This is a genomic window from Streptomyces sp. BBFR25 (assembly GCF_044590125.1).
Taxonomy (GTDB): Bacteria; Actinomycetota; Actinomycetes; order Streptomycetales; family Streptomycetaceae; genus Streptomyces; species Streptomyces canus_D.
Map to the genome: position 1 here is coordinate 8,182,475 of NZ_CP172447.1, position 16,228 is coordinate 8,198,702.

The 16,228-nt window shown below is 73.6% G+C and carries 15 protein-coding genes and 1 pseudogene; 8 read left to right on the forward strand and 8 right to left on the reverse strand.

All coding sequences use genetic code 11. The features are described from left to right. Positions 1-56: 56 nt before the first annotated feature. Positions 57-1,430, forward strand: coding sequence for an N-acetylmuramoyl-L-alanine amidase (locus ACGH52_RS36690; RefSeq protein ID WP_399945811.1), 1,374 nt, complete (start codon positions 57-59; stop codon positions 1,428-1,430). Further along, the gene (locus ACGH52_RS36695; protein WP_399945814.1) at positions 1,424-2,722 is read left to right on the forward strand and encodes a hypothetical protein; all 1,299 of its coding nucleotides are present in this window, start codon (positions 1,424-1,426) and stop codon (positions 2,720-2,722) included. Before ACGH52_RS36690 ends, ACGH52_RS36695 begins: the two co-directional genes overlap by 7 nt. On the opposite strand, the gene ACGH52_RS36700 is transcribed toward ACGH52_RS36695, so the two are convergent. Next, on the reverse strand, positions 2,659-3,714 hold the full coding sequence (locus ACGH52_RS36700) for a helix-turn-helix domain-containing protein (protein ID WP_399945817.1): 1,056 nt from the start codon (positions 3,712-3,714) through the stop codon (positions 2,659-2,661). The two genes, ACGH52_RS36695 and ACGH52_RS36700, sit on opposite strands and share 64 nt — an antisense overlap. 145 nt (positions 3,715-3,859) lie before the next feature. Between ACGH52_RS36700 and ACGH52_RS36705 the strand changes: the two genes are divergently transcribed. Then, a complete protein-coding gene (locus ACGH52_RS36705) occupies positions 3,860-4,276 on the forward strand; it encodes a DUF2809 domain-containing protein (RefSeq protein ID WP_059296524.1) in 417 nt (138 codons plus the stop codon). Here the strand turns inward: ACGH52_RS36705 and ACGH52_RS36710 are convergent. From ACGH52_RS36710 to ACGH52_RS36720, 3 genes are read right to left on the reverse strand one after another with little or no spacing between them, the layout of a single operon-like run. After that, positions 4,263-5,120, reverse strand: coding sequence for a biotin-dependent carboxyltransferase family protein (locus tag ACGH52_RS36710; RefSeq protein ID WP_399945820.1), 858 nt, complete (start codon positions 5,118-5,120; stop codon positions 4,263-4,265). The two genes, ACGH52_RS36705 and ACGH52_RS36710, sit on opposite strands and share 14 nt — an antisense overlap. Next, entirely contained in the window at positions 5,117-5,839 is a 723-nt protein-coding gene (locus ACGH52_RS36715; protein ID WP_399945823.1) for an allophanate hydrolase subunit 1, read from the reverse strand. The genes ACGH52_RS36710 and ACGH52_RS36715 overlap by 4 nt, the downstream gene beginning before the upstream one ends. After that, on the reverse strand, positions 5,836-6,588 hold the full coding sequence (locus ACGH52_RS36720) for a LamB/YcsF family protein (protein ID WP_076972515.1): 753 nt from the start codon (positions 6,586-6,588) through the stop codon (positions 5,836-5,838). The genes ACGH52_RS36715 and ACGH52_RS36720 overlap by 4 nt, the downstream gene beginning before the upstream one ends. 218 nt (positions 6,589-6,806) lie before the next feature. Between ACGH52_RS36720 and ACGH52_RS36725 the strand changes: the two genes are divergently transcribed. Genes ACGH52_RS36725 through ACGH52_RS36740 form a run of 4 tightly spaced genes read left to right on the forward strand, consistent with a single transcriptional unit; the run spans position 6,807 to position 10,228 of the window. Then, complete coding sequence (locus ACGH52_RS36725) at positions 6,807-7,526, forward strand: DUF969 domain-containing protein (RefSeq protein ID WP_076972514.1); 720 nt, start codon at positions 6,807-6,809, stop codon at positions 7,524-7,526. Further along, positions 7,523-8,497 (forward strand): DUF979 domain-containing protein, encoded by a 975-nt coding sequence (locus tag ACGH52_RS36730; RefSeq protein WP_076972513.1) that lies wholly within the window; start codon positions 7,523-7,525, stop codon positions 8,495-8,497. The genes ACGH52_RS36725 and ACGH52_RS36730 overlap by 4 nt, the downstream gene beginning before the upstream one ends. A gap of 55 nt (positions 8,498-8,552) precedes the next feature. Next, positions 8,553-9,203 (forward strand): pyroglutamyl-peptidase I, encoded by a 651-nt coding sequence (gene pcp / locus ACGH52_RS36735; RefSeq protein WP_399945828.1) that lies wholly within the window; start codon positions 8,553-8,555, stop codon positions 9,201-9,203. Then, positions 9,203-10,228: a DUF2891 domain-containing protein gene (locus ACGH52_RS36740; RefSeq protein WP_399945830.1), complete on the forward strand. Its 1,026-nt coding sequence runs from the start codon at positions 9,203-9,205 to the stop codon at positions 10,226-10,228. Before pcp ends, ACGH52_RS36740 begins: the two co-directional genes overlap by 1 nt. A gap of 7 nt (positions 10,229-10,235) precedes the next feature. On the opposite strand, the gene ACGH52_RS36745 is transcribed toward ACGH52_RS36740, so the two are convergent. The 4 genes and pseudogenes from ACGH52_RS36745 to ACGH52_RS36760 form a co-directional block, all read right to left on the reverse strand. Beyond that, complete coding sequence (locus ACGH52_RS36745) at positions 10,236-11,027, reverse strand: alpha/beta fold hydrolase (protein ID WP_399945833.1); 792 nt, start codon at positions 11,025-11,027, stop codon at positions 10,236-10,238. A gap of 140 nt (positions 11,028-11,167) precedes the next feature. Beyond that, entirely contained in the window at positions 11,168-12,367 is a 1,200-nt protein-coding gene (locus tag ACGH52_RS36750; RefSeq protein WP_399945836.1) for a MalY/PatB family protein, read from the reverse strand. Continuing rightward, on the reverse strand, positions 12,364-14,031 hold the full coding sequence (malX, locus tag ACGH52_RS36755; protein ID WP_399945839.1) for a maltose/glucose-specific PTS transporter subunit IIBC: 1,668 nt from the start codon (positions 14,029-14,031) through the stop codon (positions 12,364-12,366). Before malX ends, ACGH52_RS36750 begins: the two co-directional genes overlap by 4 nt. A 155-nt stretch (positions 14,032-14,186) precedes the next feature. Continuing rightward, a pseudogene (locus ACGH52_RS36760) lies at positions 14,187-14,477 on the reverse strand (helix-turn-helix transcriptional regulator); the annotation flags it as partial. Positions 14,478-14,888: 411 nt separating this feature from the next. Here ACGH52_RS36760 and ACGH52_RS36765 point away from each other — a divergent pair. Next, a complete protein-coding gene (locus tag ACGH52_RS36765; RefSeq protein ID WP_399945842.1) occupies positions 14,889-16,217 on the forward strand; it encodes an SGNH/GDSL hydrolase family protein in 1,329 nt (442 codons plus the stop codon). The last annotated feature ends 11 nt before the right edge of the window (positions 16,218-16,228 follow it).

Below are 16,228 nucleotides of genomic sequence, written 5' to 3' on the forward strand. Positions count from 1 at the left end.
GCCCGCGAGGCCGCCGCCCCCACCCGTGGGCACCCGAGAGAGCGGAGCGCCCCCACATGTCCTCCGGACTCCCCGCCAGACGTGCGCGAACCGCACTGGGCGCCGCGGCCGTCGCCGCCGCACTGGCCCTGACCGGCCAGCTGTCTCCGGCCGCCGCCGCCCCGTCCGCCCCGCCCGGCACCTCCGTCAACGCGGCGTTCGCCCGCGCGGCGGACGCCTACGACGTCCCCCGGGACCTCCTGGTCGCCGTCGGCTACGGCGAGACCCGCCTCGACGACCACGGCGGACTGCCCAGCCAGGACCGCGGCTACGGCATGATGCACCTGGTCAGCAACCCCGAACGGCACACCCTGGAACGGGCCGCGCGGCTCACCGGCGCGAGCCTCGCCGACCTCAGGCAGGACACCGGCGCCAACATCCACGGCGCCGCCGCCGTACTGTGCGCCCTGGCCGACGAGGCCGGACTCGACGCCGCCGACCGCGACCGGCTCGGCGCCTGGTACCCCGTCACCGCCCGCTACGGCGCCCCCGGCGGCAAGGCCGTGGCCCGCCTGTACGCCGACGCCGTCTACGACCTCCTCGGCGACGGCGTCCGCACCCGCGTCGACGGCGGCGAACAGGTCACCCTCACCCCGCGCACGGTGCGGCCCGAACGCGGCCCGTACGCCGGGACCGACGCGGGGGCGGGGCTCGCCGCGGTCGCCGAATACCCCTCGGCGCTCTGGAACCCGGCCCACCCCGGCAACTACGCCGCAGGGCGCAGCTCGGCGATCACCACCGTGGTCGTGCACGTCACCCAGGGCTCGTACGCGGGCTCCATCAGCTGGTTCCAGAACCCGTCCGCCCGGGTCAGCGCCCACTACGTGGTGCGGTCCTCCGACGGGCGGATCACCCAGGCGGTCCGCGAGGGCGACACCGCCTGGCACGCCCGCTCGGCGAACCCCTACTCCGTCGGCGTGGAGCACGAGGGCTATGTCGACGACCCGGCCTGGTTCACCGACGCCCTGTACCGCTCGTCGGCGGCGCTGACCCGCCACCTCACCGACAAGTACGGCATCCCCAAGGACCGCGCGCACATCGTCGGACACAGCGAGGTCCCCGGCAACGACCACACCGACCCCGGCCCGAACTGGGACTGGGCCTACTACATGAGCCTGTTCCGGGGCGACGACGGCGCCACCGGCACCCCCTTCCCGACCTGGGGCACGGACGTGAGCGTCCGTCAGCGGCCGACGACCGACTCCGCACGGGTGGCGACCCTGCCCGGACCGACGTCCGTCCGCGTGGCCTGCCAGGTCCACGGCGGTCTCGTCGAGTACGACGGCTACAGCAACGACGCCTGGCCGTACCTGCCCGACCACGGCGGTTACGTCTCCAACATCTTCATCGACGTCGACGACGCCTGGCTCCCAGGAGTGCCCACATGCTGACCCCCTCCCTCCGGCGCCGCGGCTGTGCCCCGCGCCGCAGACCCCGCACCACTCGCGCCCTGAGCGGCACGGTGTGCCTGCTCGCCCTCGCCGGTACGACCCTCGCCGCCACGCCCGCCCCCGCCGCCGACTCCGCGAGCCCGCCCGCCGAGGTGTCCTGGCGTGCCGACCTGACCCCGACCGGCGCCGACGACGTCAACGTCCGCCACGACGCGGGCGCGCTGCGGGTCCGGGACGGCTCCGTCAGCCCCGCCTCCCTCGGCCGGGACCGCGGCTACGCCTCCGCCGTACTGGAGCCGCACCACGTGGACCGGCCCGTCGACCGGGTCGCCGTGCACCTCGACGCGACGGTGCCCGACACGGCGAGCGTCGAGGTCGACGTGCGCGGACGCGCGACCGACGGAACCTGGACCGAGTGGCGGCGGGCCACGGCCGACGCCCCGGCCGAACTGCCCCGTGACGTCGTCGACGTCCAGGCCCGGCTCACGCTGTGGAACGCCAAGGGCGAACCCACCGCGGCCGTACGGGCGCTGACCCTGACGGCGGACGACGCGGGCGGCGCCCCCGCCGAGCCCGCACCGGCGACCAGGGCGGCGGCCTTCTCCGCCCGCGTCTACGCCACCCGCGAGGGCCTCGTCGGCCACACCACCGCCAACGGGCACGTCATCCAGGCCGACGACCACTTCGTGGCGCTCCCCTCCCGCCGCGCCCTGTCGCCGAACGGCAGCGGCCAGTACTCGGTGCAGGTGTGCGGGCCCGCCCGCTGCGAGACGGCGCCGGTGTGGGACGTCGGCCCGTGGAACACGCACGACGACCACTGGAACCCCTCGTCGGTGCGCGAGCAGTGGAAGGACCTTCCGCAGGGTCTCCCCGAGGCGCAGGCCGCCTACGAGGACGGGTACAACGGCGGACGCGACGAGTTCGGCCGGCAGGTCGCCAACCCGGCGGGCATCGACCTCGCCGACGGCACCTTCTACAACGTGGGTCTGAACGACAACGGCTGGGTGACCGTCACCTACCTGTGGACCGAGGGCGGCGGCGACACCGCGTCGTTCCCGACCTGGGGGACGGACGTGAGCGTCCGCCAGCAGGCGACGACCGCCTCCACGCGGGTGGCGACCCTGCCCGGGCCCACGACCGTGCGCGTGCGGTGCCAGGTCCACGGCCAGCTCGTCACCTACGACGGCTACAGCAACGACGCCTGGTCCTACCTGCCCGACTACGGCGGTTACGTCTCCAACATCTTCATCGACGTGGCCGACGCCTGGCTCCCGGGCGTCCCCACCTGCTGACCCTCCAACAGGGTCGACCCCAGCCCCGTGCGGCGGTGCAGCACCCGGTTGCCCTCGCGGCGGGTCGCCACCAGACCCGCCTCGCGGAGCACGGCGGCGTGCCGGCTCGCCGTGGAGGGCGCCAGGCGCAGCGCCGTGGCCAGGGCCGTCGTCGTCAGTGGTGCCTCCAGCGCCGCCAGCACCCGGGCCCGTGAGGTGCCGATCAGCTGCGCGACGGACGGCGCGGCCGCGCCGGCCCGGAAGCGCGGGAGCCAGCCGGGCTCCGGGCCCAGCGGATGCACCAGCACGTGCGGCAGCGACTCGTCCACCAGGGCCAGCGGGGCGCGCACGCAGAAGAAGGCGGGCACCAGCGTCAGCGGGCGCCCGCCCAACCGCAGCAACCGGGATTCGGGGTAGGGCGTGGCGAGCCGGGCGCGGTCCGGCCGCCGCCGGCCCGGCAGTTCCGCGTAGCTCGCCAGCAGCGCCTCCGCCCCGCCCGCGAGCGCCGCCTCGGCCCGGCGGGCGCGGTCCTGACCGGCCCGGGCGCGGATCACGGACAGGTACGGTGCCACGGCGAGGGCGTGGTACCTCCGCAGCATGTCGCCGAGTCGGCGCAGCGCGGCCGGTTCGCCGGTGGCGACCCACCGCACGCTGGACGGCACCGGACCGCGCAACGGCGCGCACAGGCGGTCCAGTTCAGCGGCCAGTCTGCGCCGGGGCGTCGACAGCACCCGGTCCACGGCGTCCTCGAGACCGAGGTCGCCGAGACCGGGCGTCAGGAAGTCCGGGAAGTACCCCGTGGGCGGGCACAGCGACATCAACGCCCTGACGTCGTCGGCCAGTCCGGCCCGGTGCAGGGCGTCGCGCACCTCGCGCCGCCAGGGGCCGTAGGTCAGCGACTCCTCGCCGTTCTGGAGCAGTTGGAGGCTCAGCACCGTCTCCCAGAGGGTGTCGGAGCCGCGCGCCACCCGTAACCGGGCCAGGGCGCCCTGGTCGAACTCGACTTGTGGCACTGACCCCACTCCACTCGCGTCCCGCCGGGCTCTCGCGGAAGCCGGCCGTCCAGTCGTGCGGTGCAGGACGATGGTGCCCGAGGTCTACGCGCGTCCGCCACCTGCCGTGGGGAACCGGCGGCGGAACCGGCCGCACAATGGGCGCATGACCTCCTCCGCCACCCGGGACGACGTACGGGACGATCCGACGCCCGCCCGGACGGGCCCGCGCACCCGCCTCCTGGCCGCGGTGGCCGCGGCGGTGATCGTCGGCGCCGGACTGGCACTCAGGGCCGTGGCGACGGGCGAGGTGGCCAAGTACGGCGGAGACGCGCTGTACACCCTGCTGCTGTTCGCCCTCGTCCTCGTGGTGGCGCCGAGGTCGGCACCGGTGAAGGCCGCCGCGGTGGCCCTGGCGGTGAGCTGGGGGGTGGAGTTCCTCCAGCTCACCGACGTGCCGGCCTACCTCGCCCGACGGAGTACCGCGGCCCGGCTGGTCCTGGGCTCCACCTTCAACGCACCGGACCTGTTCTGGTACGCGGTCGGCGCGGCGACCGGCCTGCTGGCCGTCAGGCGAGCGTGAAGCGCACCGGAGTTCCGGCCACGGCCTGGGCCGCCGCGGCCAGCGCGGGTTCCGGGACGACCGCGACGACCGGGTAGCCGCCCGTCGTCGGGTGGTCGTGCAGGAAGAGCACCGGCCGTCCGTCCGGCGGGACCTGCACCGCGCCCAGGACCATGCCCTCGCTGGGCAGTTCGCCCGCCGACGCGCGTTCCAGCGGCGGTCCCTCGGTGCGCAGGCCGATGCGGTTGCTGTGCGGGGAGACACGGTAGGCGGCCGAGGTGAACGTGCGCAGCGCGGCCGGGGTGAACCAGTCGGCGCGGGGGCCCGGGCGTACCGGCAGGACCAGTTCGGCGGGCGGCCCGGGCCAGGGGGCGGCGACCGGCGGCGGCACCGGCGGCGCCGGGATGCCCACCGCGACGACCTCGCCGTCCCGCAGGGGCGCCGGGCCGAGGCCCGACAGCAGGTCCGTCGAGCGGCTGCCGAGGACGGGTTCGGCGGCGATGCCGCCCGCGACGGCCACGTACGAGCGGACGCCCGCGGTGGCCGCCCCCACGTCCAGGACCGCGCCCGCGGGCACTCGCACCGGGGCGCCCCAGGCGGCCGGTCTGCCGTCGACCGTCACCGGGCAGGGCGCACCGCCGACCACGACGGTGACGTCCTGGTCGGGCCGCAGGGTGCAGCCGGTCAGGGTCGTCTCCAGGACGGCGGCGTCGGGCGGGTTGCCGAGGAGGCGGTTGGCCAGCCGCATCGCGGGCGCGTCCAGCGCACCGGAGCGGGGCACGCCCAGGTGGGCGTGGCCGGGACGGCCCGCGTCCTGCACCGTGGTGAGCGCCCCGGAGCGCAGGGTCGTGAGCTTGGTCGTCATGCCCCGGCCTCCGGTCCCGTCCCGGCCGACGCGGTGCCGCCGGTCGCGGTGCCCGCCGTCGAGCCGCCCGCTGTGACAAACCGCACACGCGCCCCCGGAGTGAGGAGCGCCGCACGCTCCCGCGCCGGGTCCCACAGCGGCCGCGGGTCGGGCATGGTGCCGATCAGCTGCCAGCCGCCCGGGGTGGCGCGGGGGTAGACCGCGCTGTACGGCCCGGCGAGGGCCACCGCGCCGGCCGGGACCCGGGTCCGGGGCGTGGACCGGCGGGGGACGTGCAGGCGAGGGGGCAGTCCGGTGAGGTAGCCGAACCCGGGCGCGAAGCCGCAGAACGCGACCCGGTAGGTGTGCGAGCCGTGCAGGGCGCCGACCTCGTCGGGTCCGACCCCCCACATGGCCGCCACGTCGGCCAGATCCGGGCCGTCGTAGCGCACCGGGATCTCCACCGCGTCCCCGGTGTCGTCGGTGACCGGCGGCACCTCCCAGTCGGCGACCCGGCGGGCCAGCGCCTCCGGGTCCGGCACCCCGTCCAGCAGCACGGTCCGCGCCCCCGGCACGATCTCCTCGACCGGCGGCAGGGTTCCGGCCGCGCGGCGGCGCAGCACCTCGGCGTGGAAGGCGGCGGTGCGCTCGGCGTCCGGCAGCTCGACGAGCAGGGCGTGGGCACCGGCGGGGCGCGCCGTGAGGGCCCCGGTGCGCGCCGTGCGGCCGTCGTCCGTCATGCGAACGCCCCGATCCCTACCCCGGACGTCTCCAGCGCCTCGCGCACCCGGGCCGCGATCCGGGCGGCGTTCGGGGTGTCGCCGTGCACGCACAGGGAGCGGGCGGCCACCGCGACCGTCGTACCGTCCACGGCCTCGACGGAGCCCTCCACCGCGAACGCCACCGCACGGCGTACCACCGTGTCCTCGTCCGTCACCACCGAGCCCGCCTCGCGGCGGGGGACCAGGGTGCCCCGGGCGGTGTACGCGCGGTCCGCGAAGGCCTCCGGGACGCCGGTGAGTCCCGCCTCCGCGGCGGCGGTGAGCAGCCGCGAGCCCGGGAGCCCGAGCACGGGCAGCGCGCCGCCCGACAGCCGTACCCCGGCCACGACGGCACGGGCCTGCTCGTCGTCGTGGACGGTGCGGTTGTAGAGCGCGCCGTGCGGCTTCACGTAGGCCACCCGGGCCCCGGCGGCCTCGGCGAACACCCGCAGCGCGCCGATCTGGTACGCCACCTCGGCCGCCAGCTCGTCGGCGGGCACGTCCATGGCACGCCGTCCGAAGCCCGCCAGGTCGCGGTAGGACACCTGCGCCCCGATCCGCACCCCGCGCTCGGCGGCGAGGTCGCAGACGCGGCGCATCACCGAGGGGTCGCCGGCGTGGAAGCCGCAGGCGACGTTGGCGCTGGTGACGACGGAGAGCAGGGCGTCGTCGTCGGTGAGGGTCCAGCGGCCGAAGCCTTCACCGAGATCTGCGTTGAGGTCGATCACACCTCGAAAGTAGACGATCGTTGAACGATCCGACAAGAGATCACCCACGCGGGGCGCTTCCGGGGAAGAGAGAATTCGCCTCTTGTTAGATCGTTCAACGATCGCTAGTGTCCGTGCATCTGCCACACATCTGGAGCTATGGTCCCCGGGACCGATGAGTCACGTTCCGAAGCTCCGGATCCGTGCCCTGCCCCCTCATGCCTGAAGAAGGCCACCGAATGATCGTTCTCCTCGGTGTGGTCGTGGTGATCCTCGGATTCGTCACGCGCCGCAACCCCGTCCTCGTGGTGGGCGTCGCCGGTATCGTCACCGGACTGCTCGGCAAGATGAACCCGCTGGAGGTCCTCGCGGCCTTCGGCCGGTCGTTCGCCGACAGCCGCTCGGTCACCGTCTACGCCATCGTGCTCCCGGTGATCGGGCTGCTCGAGCGCTACGGCCTGCGCGAGCAGGCCCGCAACCTCATCGGCCGGCTGGGCAAGCTCAGCGCCGGCCGGTTCCTCACCGTCTACCTGCTGGTCCGGCAGGTCACCGCGGCCTTCGGCCTGAACAGCATCGGCGGCCCGGCACAGACCGTGCGCCCCCTGGTGGCACCCATGGCGGAGGCCGCCGCCGAACGCTCCACCGGGGCCAAGCTGACCGACAAGTGGCGCGAGAAGGTGCGCTCCTACTCGGCCTCGGCCGACACGGTGGGCGTCTTCTTCGGCGAGGACTGCTTCATCGCGATCGGCTCCATCCTGCTGATCACCGGCTTCGTGAACTCCACGTACCACCAGGACATCGAGCCGACCCAGCTCGCCCTGTGGGCGATCCCGCTCGCCGTCTGCGCCTTCCTCATCCACGGCGCCCGGCTGCTGCTCATGGACAAGCAGCTCGAACGCGAGATGGCGCAGGCCGCCGCCGAGCACGACCTGCCGCTTCCCGAGGGGGCCGACAAGTGATCAAGGTCGAATGGCTGTACTGGCTGATAGGCCTCGTCTTCGTCGTGATGGCCGTGCAGATGGCCACCGACCGCAGCAACCCCAAGCGGTGGACGTCCGCCGCGTTCTGGGGCCTGCTCGGACTCACCTTCCCCTACGGCACCGGCGTCGCCAACGCCACCGCGGACAACGGCGGCTGGACCCTGCCCGCCGAACCGCTCGGCGTCGCCGTACTCGCCCTGATCGTGCTGGCCGGCTTCAACTTCCTCGGCAAGGGCGTCCCGGTCACCACCACCGGCGAACAGCGCGAGGCGGCGGCCGCCCGGCTCGGCAACAAGATCTTCATTCCCGCGCTGACCATCCCGCTCGTCGCCATCGTCTGCGCCTCCGTCCTGGACGAGTCCGGGCTCTTCGAGACCGGCAAGGCCACCCTCCTCGGGCTCGGCCTCGGCTGCATCGCCGCGCTCGTCGTCGGCATGCTCGTCACCGGCGAGAAGAAGCCCTCCGTCCCGATCCACTCCGGCCGCTCGATGCTGGAGGCGATGGGCTCCGCCCTGCTGCTGCCCCAGCTGCTGGCCGTACTCGGCTCGATCTTCGCCGCCGCCGGGGTCGGCGACCAGGTCGGCGACATCATGAACAAGGTCCTCCCCGACGACTCGAAGTACCTCGCCGTGCTCGCCTACTGCGTCGGCATGTTCCTGTTCACCGTCATCATGGGCAACGCCTTCGCCGCCTTCCCGGTGATGACGGCGGCGATCGGCTGGCCCGTCCTGATCCAGCAGATGCACGGCAACGAGCCCGCCGTCCTCGCGATCGGCATGCTGGCCGGCTTCGCCGGCACCCTGTGCACACCGATGGCCGCCAACTTCAACATCGTCCCGGCCACCCTGCTCGAACTGAAGGACCAGTACGGGCCGATCAAGGCACAGCTGCCGACCGGCATCGCCCTGCTCGGCTGCTGCACCGTGATCATGGCGCTCTTCGCCTTCTGACACACGCTGCCCGATCCCCCTGATCCCGCCCCGACCCGCTCGGCAAGGAACGCCCATGACCCGTGTCCTCATCACCGGCTTCGCCCCCTTCGGCGGGGAGCGCGTGAACCCGTCCTGGCAGGCGGCCTCCCTGGTGGCCGCCGAACCGCCCGCCGGGCTCACGGTCACCGCGGCCGAACTGCCCTGCGTCTTCGGCAAGGCCCTCGACGCCCTGCGCGACGCCGTCCGGGCGGCCGACCCCGAGCTGGTGCTCTGCCTGGGCCAGGCGGGCGGACGTCCGGGCGTCACCGTCGAGCGGGTCGGCATCAACGTCGACGACGCCCGCATCCCCGACAACGCCGGGGGACAGCCCATCGACGAACCGGTGGTCCCGGACGGCCCCGCCGCCTACTTCTCCACCCTGCCCGTCAAGGCCTGCGTCGCCGCGATGCGCGAGGCCGGGGTCCCGGCCGCCGTCTCCAACACGGCCGGCACCTTCGTCTGCAACCACGTGGCCTACGGCCTCGGCCACCTCATCGCCACCGAGTTCCCGCACATACGGGGCGGGTTCGCGCACGTGCCCTGGGCGCCGGAACAGGTACCCGACGGCACCGCGCCCGCCCTGCCGCCCGCCACCGTCGCCCACGGCCTGCGCGCCCTGCTGGCCACCGCCGCCCGCACCCCCGCCGAGCAGGACCTCAAGGTCACCGAAGGAGCCACCCACTGATGTCGCTCAGCGCCCACGCGGCCCCCTTCGCCCAGCTCGCCCTGGCGAATATCACCCGCGAGTACCCCAACTTCCCCGCCCACCTGATCACTTCCGCCGACGAGCACCTCGCACCCCGCTCCCTGCACCCCGCCTTCTACGGCGCCTACGACTGGCACTCCTCGGTGCACATGCACTGGCTGCTCGTCCGCCTGCTCCGCCGCCACGGCGGCACCCCCGCACTGCCGGACACCGCGGCGGCCGTCGCCGCGCTCGACCGGCACCTCACCGCCGACAACCTCGCCACCGAGGCCGCCTACCTGCGCGAGCGCCCGTCCTTCGAGCGCCCCTACGGCTGGGCGTGGCTGCTCGCGCTCGCCGCCGAGTGCCGGGCGCACGGGGGCCCGGAGGGCGAGCGCTGGACCGGGGCGTTGATGCCGGCCGTGGACGCCGTCGACCGGCTGCTGGCCGACTGGCTGCCCAAGGCCACCTATCCCGTGCGCCACGGCAACCACCCCAACAGCGCCTTCGCGCTCGGCCTTGCACTCGACTCGGGGGAGCTGTCGGCCGGGACCGACCGAGCCGTACGGGACCGGCTGCTGAGCTGGTTCGCCGACGACCACGACGCGCCCGCGCACTGGGAACCGTCGGGGCAGGACTTCCTGTCCCCGGCGCTCACCGAGGCCGACGCCATGCGCAGGGTCCTCGCCCCGGAACGGCTCGCGCGGTGGCTCGACCGCTTCCTGCCCGGGCTCGGCGCCGGTGACCCCTGCGCCCTGCTGGAGGTGCCGGTCGTCTCCGACCACGCCGACCCGCAGATCGGCCATCTGCTAGGCCTGACGCTCAGCAGGGCCGCCGCGCTGCGCTCCCTCGCCGACGCCCTGCCCGACGGGCCGGTCCGCGCCCGCCTGGACGAGGCGGCCGGGGCACATCTCGCGGCAGGCCTGCCCGCGGTGGAGCGCGGTGACTTCACCACCGACCACTGGCTGGCGACCTTCGCCGCCCTGGCGCTCGACCCGGTGACGGCGGTGGCCGCACGCCCCTGACGCCGCGTCACCCGCCGCGCGGGTGCGCCCGCCCGACCGGCAGCATCGTCTCGACCTCGCCCCGGGTGAGGTGGTCCCGGATCAGCCCGTTGACCAGGTCCGGCTTCTCCAGCGGCACCAGGTGGGAGGCTCCGGGCACGACCGCGAGCTGGGCACCGGGAACGGCGCGGTAGAGGGCGGTCGTGTGCTCCAGCGTCATCAGGTCGTCGTCCCCGGCCATGACGAGGGTGGGCGCCCGGACGCGGGCCAGCTCGTCCGCGGTGAGCGTCGGCTGGGTGCGCCACATGTCGAGCACCTTCGCCGCCACCACCGGCCAGTGGTCCGCGCCGTCCGGCGAGACGGCCTCGTACAGCTCGCGGAAGAACGCCAGGTCCGGCCCCTCGGGCGTCATCGCGTCGAGCATGCCGGGCTCGGCGAAGCACTCGGTCCCGGGCCGGAAGTTGGCTCCGATCACCACGGCCCGGCGCACCAGGTCGGGCCGGGCGACGGCGACGAGCAGGGCGACGACCCCGCCGTCGCTCCAGCCGACCAGGTGCGCCGGGCCGCCCACGACGGTCTCGACGAACGCCACCGTGTCCTCGGCCATGTCCCGGTAGGTGAGCGGACCCGGCACGTCCGGGGTGTGGCCGTGCGCGCGCCGCTCGGGCAGGAGGACGCGGTACGCGGCGGCGAGATCGGGACGCTGCGCCCCCCAGGTGTCGTTGGTGCACAGACCGCCGTGCAGCAGGACCAGCGGCTCGCCGGTCCCCTCGGCCTCGTACCAGGTCCTGACCCCAGGAAGGTCCGCGTACTCGCCCATTGCCCAGGCCCTCTCGGCCGCCGTCGCTCACGGCCAGTCTCCGCCGGGCCCCGCACGCCCGCAACGCGGGGGCGGACGATCCCCGGGGTTACGTGAAAACGATGTTCGTCATGGCCTCGCTCCGCTCCGAACGGTGCCGCTCATGACCGCTCCGCGTCGCCGAGCCGTCGCAGCGCCCGCACCAGCGCCCCGACGCCCGCCTCCGCCTTCGACCGGGGGCAGCCGACGTTGAGCCGTACCCGTCCCGGAGAGCCGTAGGCCGAACCGGGCATGACCGCCACCTTCTCCACCTCCACCAGTTCGCGTTGCAGCTCCTCGTCGTCGACGCCGAGCGGACGCAGGTCGATCCAGGCCAGGTAACCCGCCTGCGGAGGCTGCCAGTCGAGCTGGGGGAACGCCTCACGAAGACGGCCGGCGACCATCGAGAGGTTGCCCGTGAGATACGTCCGCAGCGCGTCCAGCCAGGGCGCCCCCTCGCGGTAGGCGGCGATGTGGCCGACCAGCGACAGCACCGCGGGGGAGGAGAGCCCGTCCGCGTCCTTGAGCTGCCGCAGGTAGGCGTCGCGCGAGACCGGGTCGCCGATGACGCCGTAACTCCCGGTCAGCGCGGGGATGTTGAAGGACTTGGACGCCGAAGTGACCACGGCCCAGCGGCCGTCGCCGCCGTGCCGGACCCAGGGGCGGTGGACGTGCGGGGCGTGTGCCAGGTCGGAGTGGATCTCGTCGCTGACGACCGCGACGCCGTGCCGTGCGCACAGCCGGGCCATCCGGTCCAGTTCTCCGGCCGACCACACCCGGCCCGTCGGGTTGTGCGGCGAACACAGCAGCAGCACGGCCGTGTCGGGCAGTGCCAGCAGCCGTTCCAGCTCCGCCCAGTCGTCCAGGGGGCACTCCAGGAGCCGCCGGCCGCTCGCCGCCACGGTCTTGGGGAACGCGTCGTACATCGGCGTGTGGGTGACCACCCCGTCGCCGGGCCGCGACCACAGCCGCAGCAGCCGCGAGATCTGGTAGACGACGGAGGGCGCGTAGACGACCGACGCGGGGTCCACGTCCGTGCCGTGCCGCGATGCGTACCAGTGGACGACCGCGGACAGGAAGTCGTCCTGGCGCCAGCGCGAGTAGCCGAGCACCCCGTGGTCCAGACGCCCGCGCAGTGCCGCCAGTACCTCGGGGGCGGTCTCGAAGTCCATGTCGGAGATCGTGAACGGCAGCAGGTCCGGCACGCCGAAACGGTCCTGGACGTAGTCCCACTGCGTGCACCAGGTGCCGCGCCGGTCCACCGGCGCGTCGAAGTCGTACGGCGAGGGCGTCGGAACGGTCGGCGACGAGTGCGCGGTCACGGTCGGCCCACCGGGATCATCGTCGCGATGGCGTCCTTCACGGACTGGACCTGCGGGCCGATGATGACCTGGACGTTGTGCCCGTCGAGCTTGATGACACCCACGGCCCCCAGCTTCTTCAGCCGTGCCTCGTCGACCCGTTCGGCGTCCGCCACCGTCATGCGCAGGCGTGTGATGCAGTTGTCCAGGGACTGGATGTTGCCGGCGCCGCCGATCGCGTCGAGCATGGCGGCGGCGTCGTACTTCCCCGCGACCAGCTCGCGCGGCCGCTCCGGAGCCTCGCCGCCCTGGACCTCGTCGCGTTCCTCGTCATGCGCCTCACCGTGCGCCTCGTCGTGTTCGCCGCCGTGTTCGTCGCCGTGTTCGTCGTCCGTGGGCGGGTCCTCCCGGCCGGGCGTCTTGAGGTCGAAGCGGGTGATGGCCCAGCGGAACAGGAAGTAGTACGCGGCGAACCACACCGCCGCGATCACCGGCACCAGATACCACTTGGTCGTCGAGCCCTGGAGCACGCCGAAGACGAGCCAGTCGATCACGTTGCCGTCGGTGTTGCCGATGAAGACGCCGAGCACGGCCGCCGTGAGGAAGCCCAGCCCCACGAGGACCGCGTGGATGACGTACAGCCACGGGGCGACGAAGAGGAACAGGAACTCCAGCGGCTCCGTGATGCCGCCGACCACGCAGGCCACCACGCCGGACACCAGCAGAGCCTTGATCTCCGGACGCATCCGGCGCCTCGCGCAGTGGTACATCGCCAGCGTGGCGCCGGGCAGGCCGCCCAGGTAGGCAGCCATCTTGCCCTGGGAGAGGAAGTGCGTGGCGTCGGTGACGGCGGAATTGGGCGCCGCCGAGCAGTCCAGCTGGGCGTAGAACAGGTTCAGCGCGCCGGAGACGTGGTCGCCGCACACGGTCCCCGAACCGCCGACGTCCGTGAAGCGGAACATGGCGACGAGGATGTGGTGCAGGCCGATCGGGCGCAGCAGCACCTCGCCCATGCCGAAGAAGAACGGTCCGAAGACCCCCGTGTGCCCGATGCCGCGGCCGACGGCGTTGATCCAGCCGTTGAAGGTCGGCCACACCAGCGGGATGAGCAGGCCGAGCACGCTCAGGACCAGGGCCGAGACGATCGGCACGAAGCGCAGCCCGCCGAAGAAGGCCAGCGCGTCGGGCATCCGCTGGGTGCGGAAGCGCCGGTGGAGCAGGCTGACAACGATGCCAACGGCCACGGCGCCGAGCAGTCCCGTGTCGATGGACTGCACACCCAGCACGTCGGCTATGCCGTAGTGCTCGATCGCCTTCTCGTCCTCGAAGTCGACGCCCTTGGCGGTGAGGTAGAAGTTCACCGCGAGGTTCATGGCGACGAAGCCGACGAAGCCGGAGAACGCGGCCACGCCCTTGTCCTCCCGGGCGAGGCCGAGCGGAATGGCCATCGCGAAGAGGACCGGCAGGAACGTGAAGGCGACCAGACCGGTGTTGGCCATCCAGGTGAAGACGAGGTGGAAGCCCTCGGCCTTCAGGAAGGCAACGTTGTCAGTGACCGCGTCGCTGGACAGCGAGGAGCCGACGCCCAGCATGATGCCGCAGAACGCGAGCAGGGCCACCGGGAGCATGAACGTCTTGCCGAGCCCTTGGAGGAATTCCCAGAGGGCGGCCTTGGTCTTCTGCATGTGTACGGAACTTTCGAGCCTGGGGGGACGGTCCCGACCGCCCGTCGTGACGACATGGGGGTGGGCCGGCGGGCGGTACGAGCGGCTGAAGACATGCCGCCGCAGGGATCACATCACAGCGGGTCGGTGACTGTCCACGGTGTCCCGCCCGCCGGTCACAGCCACCCCCGCCGCGCCGCCCGCCAGGCGAGTTGCATACGGGTCGCCGCGTTGGCGCGCTCCATCATGCTCTGGATACGGCGCTGGACGGTGCGGCGGCTCAACTGCATCTGGGAGGCGATCGCCTTGTCGGCGACTCCCGCCACCAGCAGCGACAGCAGCCTGCGGTCGGTCGGGGCCAGCGCGTCGGGCGCCCCGGGCCCGTCGGTCCCCGACAGTTCACCGGTGTCGTCCACGTCCAGCGGGACGGCGTCCTCCCAGTACCGTTCGAACAGCGCCGTGTCCGCGGTGCTGACCGGCGGGTCCTTCAACTGCGCTCCGGTCCGGTCGGGATGGCGCTGGGCGAGCAGCGCGGCGGCGCCCGCCACGTGCGGGGGTCGCCATCGAGGTGCCGGAGGCGGCGGTGCAGTGCGCGTCCACCGGGTCACCCATGGCCGACGGGGTGTCATGCGATTCGGGTGGCACAGGTGGGACATGTCGCAAGGGCGACACCGGCTCGTCGGGAGGATGTACGGCGGGTGCAACCCGGTTTCGGGGGCGTGGGGTTGGCGTGACCGGCGGTGCGCCGGGCATCGCGAGGCACCGCTGAGCCGCGCGTGGCGTGAGTCGCGGGACGGCCGGGGAGGATCCAGCCTGGGCCCGTCCCGTCCCGTCCCGTCCGTCTCGTTCCGTCACATCACGTCGGAAGGCAGGCACCGATGCGCCGTTTCCTCGCCCGAGTCCTCGAACCCGCCCGCGCGCCCCTGGCCAGAGGCGTCGCGGCCGCCCTGGCCCTCACCCTGGCATCCTCCGTCCTGGCCGCGTCCGCGAGCACCGCCGCCGCTCCCGACGGCGCCGGGCCGGACCGCCGGCCCGGGGGCAACGCCTGGTTCACGTCCTGGGCCTCCTCGCAGCAGGGCCTCGCGCCCACCCCGCTGCGCGACCAGTCGATGCGCATGATCACCCACCTGAGCCAGGGGGGCGACGCGGTCCGCATACGCGTCCAGAACACCTTCGGCGCGGCACCGCTCACCGTCGACGCGGCGACCGTGGCGCACAGCAGCGGCAAGGACGCCGCGACACAAGGGCGTCCGCTCCCCGTCACGTTCGACGGCCGGCGCGAGGTCGTGATCCCGCCCGGCGGCGAGGTGTGGAGCGACCCGACCGGACTCCGTACGGCCGCCCAGGACGACGTGGCGGTGTCGCTCTCGGTCTCCGGCACGGTGACGCCGGGGCGGCACGACAGCGCCTTCCGCACCAACTACCTGACCCCGCCCGGCTCGGGCGACCACACCGCCGACCCGGCGGGCACCGCGTTCACCGGGACGACCGGCTCCACCCTCCTGGTCAGCGCGGTCGACGTGCGCAACCCGCGCCTGCCGGGGACCCTCGTCGCCTACGGGAGTTCGGTCGTCGACGGGACCGGGTCGACGGACTGCGGACCGGACTGCGACCGCCCGGGCGCCAACCTGAGATGGACCGACGACCTCGCGCGGCGGATCACCTCGGAGCTGCCCGCCACCCGGCAGTTCGCCCTCGCCAACGCGGGCATCGGCGGCACCACGAGCGCCGCGACCTGCCCGGGCATCGGCGAGTCCGTGCGCGGCCTGGACGCCGCCGCCCGGCTGGAGCGCGACGTGCTGGCCCTGCACGGGGTCACGGGAGTCCTCTACTACTACGGGACCAACGACCTCCCGGCCGGCTGCGACGCCGCGCGGATCCAGGCGAGTTACCGCGAGGTGTTCCAGCGACTGCGGGCCGCGGGCATCAAGGTCTACGTCACGCCCATCACCCCGCGCCCCGGCTACACCGACCAGCACAACCGGGACCGGCACGCCGTCGGCACGTTCGTCTCGAAGTGGAACAGCTGCGGCGGCACCTGCGACGGGATCCTCCCCTTCGACCAGGTACTCGAGGACCCGGTGCGGCCGAACAGCATTTACCCGCCCTACGACACCGGTGACGGGGTCCACGCGAACATCGCGGGCCAGCAGGCCCTCGCCGACATCATCTCGATCCCGATGCTGGCGGCGTCGGCCCGCCGCTGACCCGGTGATCC